General features: G+C 36.6%; 14 protein-coding genes. 8 read left to right on the top strand and 6 right to left on the bottom strand.

Annotated elements, in window-relative coordinates:
- Positions 1 to 210: 210 nt before the first annotated feature.
- Positions 211 to 957 carry a metallophosphoesterase family protein gene (locus FW781_RS15855; protein WP_149388331.1) on the top strand — a complete coding sequence of 249 codons (747 nt, stop codon included), beginning with the start codon at positions 211 to 213 and terminating at the stop codon, positions 955 to 957.
- Between the two features lie 40 nt (positions 958 to 997).
- Complete coding sequence (locus FW781_RS15850) at positions 998 to 1,894, top strand: LysR family transcriptional regulator (protein ID WP_149388330.1); 897 nt, start codon at positions 998 to 1,000, stop codon at positions 1,892 to 1,894.
- Here the strand turns inward: FW781_RS15850 and FW781_RS15845 are convergent.
- Together FW781_RS15845 and FW781_RS15840 are read right to left on the bottom strand one after the other, a co-directional pair.
- Positions 1,871 to 2,338 (bottom strand): GNAT family N-acetyltransferase, encoded by a 468-nt coding sequence (locus FW781_RS15845; protein WP_149388329.1) that lies wholly within the window; start codon positions 2,336 to 2,338, stop codon positions 1,871 to 1,873. The two genes, FW781_RS15850 and FW781_RS15845, sit on opposite strands and share 24 nt — an antisense overlap.
- A 1-nt stretch (position 2,339) precedes the next feature.
- Positions 2,340 to 2,774, bottom strand: coding sequence for a GNAT family N-acetyltransferase (locus tag FW781_RS15840; protein WP_149388328.1), 435 nt, complete (start codon positions 2,772 to 2,774; stop codon positions 2,340 to 2,342).
- 210 nt (positions 2,775 to 2,984) lie between these two features.
- Between FW781_RS15840 and FW781_RS15835 the strand changes: the two genes are divergently transcribed.
- The 4 genes from FW781_RS15835 (at position 2,985) to FW781_RS15820 (ending at position 6,560) form a co-directional block, all read left to right on the top strand.
- The gene (locus FW781_RS15835; protein WP_149388327.1) at positions 2,985 to 3,860 is read left to right on the top strand and encodes an aldo/keto reductase; all 876 of its coding nucleotides are present in this window, start codon (positions 2,985 to 2,987) and stop codon (positions 3,858 to 3,860) included.
- A 104-nt stretch (positions 3,861 to 3,964) separates the two neighbouring features.
- Positions 3,965 to 4,669, top strand: a complete 705-nt coding sequence (locus tag FW781_RS15830) for a DNA alkylation repair protein (RefSeq protein WP_149388326.1) — start codon at positions 3,965 to 3,967, stop codon at positions 4,667 to 4,669.
- Positions 4,670 to 4,815: 146 nt separating this feature from the next.
- Positions 4,816 to 5,874 (top strand): NAD(P)H-dependent flavin oxidoreductase, encoded by a 1,059-nt coding sequence (locus FW781_RS15825; protein ID WP_149388325.1) that lies wholly within the window; start codon positions 4,816 to 4,818, stop codon positions 5,872 to 5,874.
- Between the two features lie 74 nt (positions 5,875 to 5,948).
- The gene (locus FW781_RS15820) at positions 5,949 to 6,560 is read left to right on the top strand and encodes a hypothetical protein (protein ID WP_149388324.1); all 612 of its coding nucleotides are present in this window, start codon (positions 5,949 to 5,951) and stop codon (positions 6,558 to 6,560) included.
- Between the two features lie 50 nt (positions 6,561 to 6,610).
- Here FW781_RS15820 and FW781_RS15815 read toward each other — a convergent pair whose 3' ends face one another.
- The 4 genes from FW781_RS15815 to FW781_RS15800 are packed head-to-tail and all read right to left on the bottom strand — an operon-like array spanning position 6,611 to position 9,872.
- Positions 6,611 to 7,948 (bottom strand): UDP-N-acetylmuramate--L-alanine ligase, encoded by a 1,338-nt coding sequence (locus tag FW781_RS15815; protein ID WP_149388323.1) that lies wholly within the window; start codon positions 7,946 to 7,948, stop codon positions 6,611 to 6,613.
- A 6-nt stretch (positions 7,949 to 7,954) separates the two neighbouring features.
- Positions 7,955 to 8,392 (bottom strand): hypothetical protein, encoded by a 438-nt coding sequence (locus FW781_RS15810; RefSeq protein WP_149388322.1) that lies wholly within the window; start codon positions 8,390 to 8,392, stop codon positions 7,955 to 7,957.
- 16 nt (positions 8,393 to 8,408) lie between these two features.
- Entirely contained in the window at positions 8,409 to 9,215 is an 807-nt protein-coding gene (locus tag FW781_RS15805; protein ID WP_047373745.1) for a lysophospholipid acyltransferase family protein, read from the bottom strand.
- A gap of 27 nt (positions 9,216 to 9,242) precedes the next feature.
- Positions 9,243 to 9,872 carry an NUDIX hydrolase gene (locus tag FW781_RS15800; RefSeq protein ID WP_047373747.1) on the bottom strand — a complete coding sequence of 210 codons (630 nt, stop codon included), beginning with the start codon at positions 9,870 to 9,872 and terminating at the stop codon, positions 9,243 to 9,245.
- Between the two features lie 425 nt (positions 9,873 to 10,297).
- Between FW781_RS15800 and FW781_RS15795 the strand changes: the two genes are divergently transcribed.
- Positions 10,298 to 11,116, top strand: coding sequence for an RIP homotypic interaction motif-containing protein (locus FW781_RS15795; protein ID WP_149388321.1), 819 nt, complete (start codon positions 10,298 to 10,300; stop codon positions 11,114 to 11,116).
- 115 nt (positions 11,117 to 11,231) lie between these two features.
- Complete coding sequence (locus FW781_RS15790; protein ID WP_149388320.1) at positions 11,232 to 11,630, top strand: hypothetical protein; 399 nt, start codon at positions 11,232 to 11,234, stop codon at positions 11,628 to 11,630.
- Position 11,631: the final 1 nt, after the last annotated feature.

Here is an 11,631-nt window from a genome sequence, read left to right as displayed (position 1 = left end):
TGCACAGCAAAAATTGACTATTGATGGCACTAATGGTTAATAGTCAATAATGAATCCGCTTCGCTTGTGAATTTTTGTAAGTATACCAATTCACCATTGACTTTGCGCAGCAAAAATTGACTATTGATAGCACTAATGGTAAAATGTCATATCATATCTGAACTGAAATTCCTCTCTGTCGTGTAAATTTGTTTAACAAATTGAAGGACAATGATACAGATAGCGGTTTTTAGTGATGTGCATGGAAATCTTCCTGCCCTGGAAGTGGTGTTGAAAGATATTGAGCAGAGAGGAATCAGGCAGAAATTTTGTTTAGGAGATCTTGTGGATTTTGCTCCTTGGGGAAATGAGGTTATTGAAAAAATCAGAAGTATGAGTATTCTCTGCCTGATGGGAAATCATGATGAAAGAATTGCTTTTGATATTCCTGTTGTTCCCTTGTCTAAACATTCGGAAGAAGAGACGAATGCCCGATTCATAGCGATCGATCACTCTAAAAAACATATTACAAAAGAGAATAAAAAGTTTTTATCAGAACTGCCTTTTCATTTAAAATTAAACTATAAAGTAGGGGAAAGGCACTGGAGCATTCAATTGGTTCATTCCAGTCTTGAAAGTAATGATACTTATCTTTATGAATCAGAAAATGATGAGGTTTTTGAAAATATGCTAAAAGACTCCCGAGCTGATGTGGTAGTGATGGGACATACCCATTTATCTTTTCAAAAACAGCTTAAAAATGGAGGATGGGCTGTCAATTGTGGCTCTGTGGGCCGCTCTAAAGAAGAAAACAGGCTGGCTTCTTATGTCATATTCACTTTAGATGAAGAAAAAATTACTCCGGAAATTGTACAATTACCATATCCGATTGATGAAACAGCCCGTCAGATAAAAGAAAGCGGGATTCCGGATTATTATGCATCATTTCTAAAGAATGAAAATGTATTAATATTATAATTATTTTGTAAATTTGCATCAGAATATTAATAATTAAATCATGGTCAATTTAGAATGGTATCGTACTTTTAAGGCGATCTATAAAACCGGTACATTGACGGGTGCTGCGGATGCTTTATTCATATCACAGCCGGGAGTGAGCCTGCATTTAAGTTCTTTGGAAGCTTATGTAGGATACAAACTATTTGACAGGACCGGTAGAAAAATGATCCCTACAGAACGAGGGAAAGTATTATTTAATGCCGTTGCTGAACCTATTACCAAACTGGAAGATGTAGAAAAAAACTTTCAGAAATCTACTGAAAAACATACTCCTACCATTAGTGTGGGAATGTGTTTTGAAACGTTTCAGACCACTTTGGAACAGTATGTTTCTTCATTGCCTTTTAACCTGATTATAAGTTTTGGAGAATATCCGGAAATGCTGGATCAGCTGGACAAAGGAATTCTCGACCTTATCATTACGCCGAAAAAAGGATCTTCACCCAATATCGAACATGAAGCATTCTCTTCCGAGCAGATCGTTCTAGTAGGAGGGAAAGATGTGGATAAAACTGCTTTCAATAAAGTGTTAAAAACAAAAGATATAGAGCAGATTGAAGGATGGCTGAAGAATGAAAAATGGTACGGAACTACCGGAGATATGGAACACCTTTTCCAGTTCTGGATATTGAATTTTGGTCATAAACCCAATTTCCGTCCTAATTATATTGTTCCCAACATGAACTCCATCATCCGTTGTCTGAAAGGTGGAACAGGATTAGCTGTTGTTCCCGATTTTCTATGCAGAAGCGATATCGAAAGCGGTGAAGTTCAGTTAATCTGGGAAGGAAAAAAGAAATTTGAAAATACATTGTACTTCGGATGCCGTAAAAAAACGAATTATCAAACCGAAATAGAGCATATTAAAGGCTTATTCCGTCAGGTAATGGGTTAGTAAAACCATATCCCGCATTTGTAAACCGTTTTCATAGATAGGGACTGGATAATTCTCAATAAAAAAATCATTCAGAATTCCACTTTTGATGAAACCGTTTTTCTCATAAAATCTGATCTGTTGGAAGCCGGTATCCGATGTTCCGACAGTCAGCGTTTTATAATGATTTTCTTTGGCAATTTCCTTTGCTTTATTCATCAGAATACTTCCGATTCCTTTGCTTCTGTAGCATTCCATCACTGCAATGTTTTTGATTTCCAGTTCTGTATCGCTGATTTTGAATAATGCCATCACCGCAACGTCTTCGATGCCGTCATGTAAAAGATAGATGTCAGATTTGAAAATATATTGATCAATAGCTTCTTTGGTTTCATCTGCCAGGAGCAGTAAATGATAGGGTATCTCCGAATCAGAATTTAATTGATTGAATGAAAAATTTTCCATATTACAGACTCATATGAATAAGTGGATAATCTTTTCCTGAACCGTCTTTTTCTGATCTTCCGATCTTTTTGAAACCCATTTTTTCATAAAACCCTATTGCTTGAGAATTCTGTTCATTGACGTCTACTTTGGTGAGTCCGGTTTTCTCTTTCATAAACTGATAAAGCGTTTTACCATAACCTTTTCCACGTGTATCATTGTGAATGAAAAGCATTTCCAGGTTACCTTCTGCTACGGAGGCAAATCCTTTAGCTTCATGATCTTCAGTGATTAAATAAACTTCCAGGTTAGGAAGATAGTCTCTTGGAATGACTTCTTTAAAATAATTAAAATCCTCCTCAGCAAGAAAATTGTGAGTTGCTTTCACCGCTGATTCCCAGATTTTCATAATTTCCGGATAATCTTCTACAGCAGCCAGTCTGATATTCTGTGACATGATCTTTTTTTAATTTAAGCAAAAATAAAGAAAATAGCGTTGGGGTACTAGCTGGACTGTAAACCAGCAGCCAAAAATCAAAACTGAAAGCTGAAATTACCTCATTATATAACCATTTTTTAAGGTAAACAGTAAAATTGGTAGGCTGTATTTTCAAATTTTTGTTGCAAATTTGTTTATCACTTTATATTAATAATTAAATAAAGACTTATGCAAAAGAAAACCTATACAGGACAGCCTGTGGTAACCTTAAATAACGGCGTGGATATTCCTGCTTTAGGCTTCGGAGTATGGCAGATGGAAGACCTGAAAGAATGTGAGAATGCGGTAATAAAAGCTATTCAGAGCGGATATAGAATGATTGATACTGCGGCTATTTATCAGAATGAAACGGCAGTAGGTGCTGGGGTGAAAAATAGCGAAGTAGACAGAGAAGCATTGTTTATCACATCAAAAGTATGGGTTCAGGATCATGGGTATGAAAAAGCGAAAAGTGCTTTTCAGAGAACATTAGACAGATTGCAGATGGATTATCTTGATATGTACCTTATCCACTGGCCTTATGGAGACTTTTTAGGAACCTGGAAAGCTTTGGAAGAATTATACAAGGAAGGAAAGATTAAAGCTATAGGCGTATGTAATTTTACAATTGAAAAACTGGAAGAATTAAAAGCTAATTCAACAGTGTTGCCGGTAATCAACCAGATTGAGCTGCATCCGGTATTCCAGCAAAAAGAATTGCAGGTATACGACAGAGAAAATGATATCATAACCCAGCCATGGAGTCCGCTTGGAAACGGCAATGCCCAGCTTTTGAGCAATCCTGACCTGCAGGCAATTGCAGAAAAATATGGTAAAACCGTAGCTCAGGTCATTCTGAGATGGCATTTACAAGAAGGATTTGTAGTGATTCCGAAATCTGTGACACCATCAAGAATTGAAGAAAACTTTAATGTATTTGATTTTGAACTTACAGAAGATGAAATGAATGTTGTCTGTTCTTTAGATACAGGAAAAAGACTGTTCTTTGATCCTAAAGATCCTGAATGGGAACAAAAAATGCTGAATTCCGTAGCGGATATTTAATAGAAATAAAGAGTAAGAATACTCCCGCAGATTTCGCAGAAAACGCAGATTTTTAATCCGTGTAATTTATGAGATCTGCGGGATTTTTAAATTAATAATAACCCATGACGGCACAGGAATTTATAGAAACACTCTCGTTATTCAGGAATGAAAAAGAGCTCGATAAAGTGGAGAAGTTTTTCAAAGGAAATGATGGGATAACAAAGAGTTTCGGAGTGAAATTCGGAGATGTCTTTACTACGGCTAAAGAGTTTTCTGCAATGCCTCTGGGTGAGGTCAATAAACTCCTTGACAGCGATTTTTATGAAGTAAGGATGGGGGCAGTGAGTATCATGGATTTCCAGGCCAGAAGTAAAAAAATTACTGAAGATCAGAAGAAAAACCTCTTTGATCTGTATCTGAATCGTCATGACCGTTTGAATAACTGGGATTTTGTAGACAGGGCAGCCAGAAGTATTATTGGGGAATATCTTATTGACAAATCGAGAGATGTTTTATATAAGCTTGCTTATTCCGAAAGCCCGTGGGAAAGGAGAACAGCCATTGTAAGTACTCATGCTTTTATCAGGAAAAATGATGTGGAGGATACTTTTGCTATTGCTGAAATCCTTATTCATGATTCCAATGAACTGGTGAATAAAGCGGTGGGAAGCTGGGTAAGAGAAGCTGGAAAAAAAGACAAAAAGAAACTATATGATTTTCTCATTACTTATGCTAAAACAATGCCTGCTGTTACATTTTCTTATGCCACAGAAAAGCTTGATCCAGTATCAAAATTACATTATAAAGAATTAAGGAAAACAAAATAAGTCTTACTTTGTTCAACATGCAATAGATGTTTATCAACAACCTTAAACTCAAAATCTTGAACTTTAAACTATATTCTGAGTAATATCATAGTATTGAATGACTTTCATTGCTGCTTTCTTCGTAAATTTTAATAAAAATAATTCTTATGTTTTGGCCGGATACAATCAGTAAAAAACTAGGGATACAATATCCTGTGATTCAGGCTCCGATGTTTGGAGTAAGTACAGTACAGATGGTGGCAGCTGCTGCAAAAGCAGATTGTCTGGGATCACTGGCGCTGGCAGATCTTTCTGCGGATCAGTCTGTTGAATTGATAAGAGAAACGAAAAAAATTACTGATAAACCTTTTGCAGCCAATATATTTGTACATCACATACCTGAAGTGACGGATGCTTTAAAAGAAAAGTTTACTAAAACAAAGCAGTTTCTTGAGCAGCTGGCCAAAAAAAATAATATTGAAGTAGAGCTTCCGGAACTTGAGGCGATAAAGATAAACACCTATCATGAGCAGGTGGATGCCATTATAGAGGAAAATTGTAAAATCTTGAGTTTCACATTCGGGAATCTGGATGATCAGAGTATTCAGAAATTAAAAGAAAACAGAGTTACCCTTATCGGAACCTGTACGTCTGTGAATGAGGCTTTGCAGCTTGAAAAATTGGGGATTGATATGATCTGTGTTCAGGGAATAGAGGCGGGTGGCCACAGGGGAAGTTTTGAGGCAGAGCATATTCCGCATATCGGAGGGTTATCTTTGCTGTCACAGGTGTATGATCATGTGAATGTTCCTTTGATCTATGCAGGGGGAATCTATGGAGCAAGAACATTACAGGCTGTTAAAGATTTGGGAGCAAAGGGTTTTCAGGTGGGTAATCTTCTATTAGCTTCCCGGGAAAGTGCCTTACAGCCTTTTGAAAAGGAAAGACTGAAAAAAGTAACAGAAGAGGAAATTGTTTTAACGAAGAGCTTTTCGGGAAGATATGCCAGAGGAGTGAAAAATCAGTTTATAGAAACGGTTGAAAATTCAGAATATATTTTACCCTATCCTTATCAGAACAAACTGACCAATGCATTGCGTAAAGCAGCAAAAACTCTGCAAAATCCGGAATTTGTGGGGATCTGGGTTGGGCAGTCTATTCATCAGTATAGTGAACTTTCCACAGAAGAGATTTTGAAAAATCTGATCAAAGAATGTGAAAGATAGATCAATTTGCTTTCAAATTGCGGTTAATTTTCTATTTTCGTGAAATATAAAAACTAAAATCAGCGAAAATATAAATGAAGTTTTCAGAAGGAATTCAAAAATCACTCCCGTTCGGATACTTGTTTCTTGTAGTAATGGGAATACTAAAAGAGAGTGTCTTCTACTACCAGATAGGCATTAATATTCTGAAATATTCAACCATAATGGATATTTTGATAAGCCCGATTGCTACTCTGACTGCTCATCCGGTAATACTGATTGCCCTGCTTGTTATCGTTGTATCTTCATTTGCCTTTCCGTCCTATTTATCAAAGCAAAGTAATAAGAATAAAAAATGGGCACTGAAAATGGCTTCTCTTAAAGAACATGAAAATATGAGTAAAGAGGCTATTGAGAATCATTTTACCAATATGTTTGTAAGATTTCTGGCCATGATGCTATTGTCTTTCTTTGTAGGAATAGGCATGGGAGAAGGGATGACATTAACGAAAAGAATAAAGGAGAACAGACTTAAATATGATTATAAATTAAATTATGGTGATGATAGTTCTGATCTGGTTCATCTGATAGGCTCAAACAGTATGTATTACATCTATCTGGCAAAAGGAAACAAAACGATAAAAATTTCACCGGTAGGATCTATCAAAAGTATTGAGTTGATCAACAACAAAAGATTGAATAATTAGAAATATTGCTTAATAAAAAAAGCTTCAGATTATATGCTGAAGCTTTTTATTTATTTTGTTAAATCAAGTCCGCCAAAATTTCCGGAACTCATCATTAAATAAACACCATCCGTTTTATCCAATGTATTCCAATAGGCATGAAGATCTTCAGTGTTTGTAAAAACCTTTAAATTTTCGTTCTTGAATTTTTCTTTGATAAATTCTGGTGATATAGGTTCCATTCTTTTGATCTTTAAAGCATCTTCAGAATAGAACACAATAGCTTCTTCCAAACCATCCATGGCATGGTCATATTGCTCAAGGAAGGCCGGATTTAAGCTGGAATAGGTGTGTAGTTCCAGAAATCCATATTTCTTATCATTTTTGAATTGTTCCGTAAATGCTTTTACAGCTGCCTTCACTTTGCTTGGTGCATGAGCGAAATCTTTATAAAGAGTTCCTTTATCTTCTCTTTCTACTTTTTCAAGGCGTTTGGATGCCCCTTTGAAGCTCATGATAGCCTCATAAAAGTCTTCATCCATAATACCAAGCTGTCGGCAGATATGTCTTGCTCCTTCCATATTCAACAGGTTGTGGGCTCCAAAAACAGAAAGCGGAACATCTCCCATTTCAGTTTTTAAATACACTTTACCATTGTTGATTTCGTATTCAGGCGTTTTATAAGGAATCTTTCTGAAATAGTTTTCAGCATTGTCCACTACTTTCACCACTTCAGCATCTTCTTCATTGTATACCAGAACTCCACCTGCTGTAATACTCGCTACAAACTTTCTGAACTGATCTATATAATCATCAAATGTTTTGAAAACATTGATATGATCCCATGCAATACCACTCATTAAAGCGATATTCGGCTGATACAGTAAAAATTTAGAACGAAGATCAATAGGAGAAGAAAGGTATTCATCACCTTCCAGCACCATGAAATCATTATCCTGAGTCAGTTTTACCATACAGTCGAAACCTTCAAGCTGAGCGCCTACCATGAAATCCACATCTTTCTGATGGAAATTCAAAACATGAAGGATCATTGAAGTGATGGTTGTTTTACCATGTGATCCGGCAATCACAACTCTTGTTTTATTTTTTGACTGTTCGTAAAGGAATTCAGGATAAGAATATATTTTCAGCCCCAGTTCTTTTGCTCTTGCCAGCTCAGGATTATCCTGGTGGGCATGCATCCCAAGAATAACAGCATCAATATCCGGAGTTATTTTTTCCGGGAACCAGCCCATTTCCTGAGGCAGAATTCCTTTCTTTTCCAGGCGGGATTTTGAAGGCTCAAAAATGGCATCATCAGAACCTGTCACCTGATATCCTTTGTCTTTTAATGCAATCGCAAGATTATGCATGGCGCTTCCGCCAATGGCAATGAAGTGGGTTTTCAATTGTATTTACTGTTTTTTAACATTAGTATTAATGATCTGCTGGAAAGCTTCAAGAATGTTGTTCCAGTTGGTCTGGTAATTCGGAATAATCATACTGGCATCCGATTTACTCCCTTCATTTGAACCTTTCTTGATGTTGATGGAAGTTGAAATATTATCGTACAATTTTTTGCGGTCTTCCTGTATTCTTCTGAAATTGTTCTGAGAAAGAACCTGATCCAGTTTTTTTAAATCTTCATGAGAAATTTTAAAATCCTGTTTATATTTTTTACCCTGCCCTTCAAAAGAGTAGTGTACATTATTCCCTTTTATAAGCATGTTTTCATATACAGGAGCATAGCCTCCACTTTTCGAATAGCTGATATCAAAATCCGAATATACCTTTTGGCTGTTGCATGAAACTAATACTATGATTGTGAATAAGATTCCAAGTATTTTGTTCATAATTTTTGTCATTACTTTAATTATTTGAGTCCTTTTGTTCTAATTTTTTAGCTTTAAGTTCTTCATCATAACTGTGTAATAGGTTGAAATCTTCTGTCTGCTCAATGGCAGTCATGATTTTCAATAAGATTTCCGGTGCTTTTTCATTATCATAATCAATATCCAAAGGAGCTTTGAATTCCATCGTAGGTTTTACACCGGTTACCTTTACGCGGAGTCCTTTTTTATCAAAAGCTCTTCTGAATCCGTTTATTTTGATCGGAATTACAATAGGGCGCTGATTTTTTACCAATTTGGCTGTTCCTCTTCGTCCCTGTGCAAAAGCAGAAGTAGTTCCTTGAGGGAAAGTCGCTACCCAGCCATTGTCCAATGCTTTCATAATATTGTCTACCTCACTCATGTCTACCATTCTGTTGACATTTTTTCCTTCGGCTCTCCATGTTCTTTTTACCGTTACAGCACCTGCAATTTTGAAAATTTTGGGAAGAATGCCTTTATTCATGGTTTCTTCTGCTGCTACGTAGTAAAAATCGATCTTAGGGTTTAGTAGGTAGATCGGGTTTTTTATCGTGTTTAGATATCCGTTATTTACAGCACAGAAAGCATGGTACATTGCTGCCACATCTGCAAAATAAGTCTGATGGTTGGATACAAAAAGTACGTTAGAGTCCGGAAGATCCACAAGGTGTTCTGTTCCGGTTATCTTTAACTTATTAAAGCCGTTGAATCTTCTGTATGATACAACTCCTAAAATAAAAATAATAAACCTTTTCAAAAAATAAGGTGTTCCGAATGCATCGGTGAAAATATTTTTCTTCGCCATCTCTCAATTAAACACGGTAGTGCAAAGTTACATTTTTTTCAGCAACTGGCTGAATTCGCTTAATATCATCGCTGTAGCACCCCAGATAATGTATCCGTTGAAATTGATAACAGGAACCTCATATCCGTTTGCATTAGGCAGCGCCATGATTTCGGGGGTATCTGACAGATTCAGAAAGGAAGTGATGGGAAATTCTATGGTTTCCACAGCTTCCGTCTGCTGAAGAACGAAGGCGGGATTCTTTTTAGTATAAGAAATATAGGGATATACATAAAAATTGCTTGGTGGGATATAAATAGGAGACATTTCTCTGATAATCCTTACATAATGTTTGTCTATTCCAATTTCTTCAGAAGTTTCCCGAACTGCGGTTTCCGCAAAATCTCTGTCCATCTCCTCACGCTTTCCTCCTGGCAAGGAAATCTGCCCGCTGTGTCTGTCGTGCTCATTAATCGTTCTTTGAATCAATGGAAAATACCACTCGTTGTCTTTCAGATATAAAACGATATTGACTGCTGCAAATTTGGGATTCTTTGCCAATACTTCATCATAAGTAAAAACGGGGCGGGAGGGAGGTGAGAAAACTCCATGGGCGTGTTCACCGGGAAGTTCTACACTTTTTATTTTTCGTAATAAATCTTTTCCAAAATTTTCCATACTTCAAATTTAACAATATATCTTGAAGAAATAAGGGCCTTAACATTAATTAACCTATGCAATTGTAAGGTGAAAAGATGGGTAGTTGTGAATTTTGCTTTGCAAGTGAAAGACAGATAATTGGATGTCGCAAAGATTTTAAAACCCAGCATTGTGAAGTTTTAATACTCCTGGTGAATTTGAAAAAATGAGTGAAAATCACGGCCGGAGAATATTCAATATTCACCACTGAATGAGCTACTTATAGTTCTTGAAATGACTCCCGTATTTTTCCGTAACTGAAAACAATGACCTCCGTGCAACGGCAAATAGTGACCCTTGCAACTATAAACAGTGACTTTTGAAATTTACACTTTGATGGTGGTTTTTCATTTTGATCCAGAGGTTACCTTTGCCTTACTATTAACCAATTAATTTTTACTAAGATGAAAAATTTACTTACAGGTGTATTTACACTATTTGCCATGAGTTTCGGATTTGCACAATTCAATATTGATGTAACTACCCAAACAGGAAACTTAAATGTTGCTACTGTGGATCAGACTGGTCTTTTGAACATCAACTCTTTGACACAGACAGGGAATCGTAATACTGCAGACATTGATCAGGTAGGTATTTTGAACGTTAATACTGCACAGAGTATAGGAAACAGAAACTCTATAGATGTAGATCAGGTAGGTATTGGAAACTCAAACGAAGTCATGCAGCTGGGAAACAGAAACTCTGCTTCAACATGGCAGCTTGGAGTTCTTAACTCTACAGAACAAACTCAGATCGGAAGAAGAAATGATGCTTCTTCGATACAGGTAGGGTTAGGTAACTCTGTCGTTCAATACCAGGACGGAAGAAGAAATGATGCTTCAGCTATTCAGTTAGGTAGTGGTAATGAAGCATTTCAAGTTCAGCTGGGAAGAAGAAATGATGCCAGCGGACTTCAGGTAGGAGCCGATAATATCCTTGTTCAGTATCAGGATGGTAATGATAACAGCGCTAATCATGTACAAGCAGGAACAGGTAATATTGCCGCTTCAGTTCAGGTAGGAGATGATAATACATCTGCTGGATTACAGATTGGTAATGCCAACCAGCTTTATCAGTTCCAGGTAGGAGATTCCAACACAGCTATTGACCTTCAGATCGGTAATGGTAACTTTACCTGGGTAGCTCAGAGTGGTGATAGTCATATTCACGTAGGAACTCAGGTGGGTAACGGAAACTCAATGATTGTGAATCAATCCAATTAAGCCCTATAACACATACTGTAAATCTTAGAAATTGTAAAGGAGAAACTACAGGGTTTCTCCTTTTTTACCTCCGGTTTTCTTCGGTTTGCGTCAGTATCTTTAATACATAGAGGCCATGTTTACCTTAAGATGGAGTGTTTTTGCTCTTTTCATATTATTGCCATTACAGGCACAGGAAATAGACTGGGATAAGATCAACAGCAATACAATCTTTAATCTTATAGCCAGGCAGCAGATTGATCAGACTTCATACGGTACCCATATCATTCAGATGGGTGATTATAACAATGCCGAGCTTTCTCTTAATGCCAGAACTAATATTGCTGTACAACAATTGGGAGACTTTAATACGCTTTATTTTATCAATTCATTTACAGATAAAGAATCTAAAGCTGCCATTACCGCAGAAGGAAACAATAATATTATTGATGTCACAGGAAGCAACAGTATTTCGGATGGAATTCAGATCAATGTAAAGGGAGACAATAAAACAGTTTTCATGAGAAATTATTAAA

The organism is Chryseobacterium panacisoli (assembly GCF_008274625.1).
GTDB lineage: Bacteria > Bacteroidota > Bacteroidia > Flavobacteriales > Weeksellaceae > Chryseobacterium > Chryseobacterium panacisoli.
The sequence above is the reverse complement of the archived record's forward strand: the minus strand, read 5'-3'. Positions and strand labels throughout refer to the sequence as shown.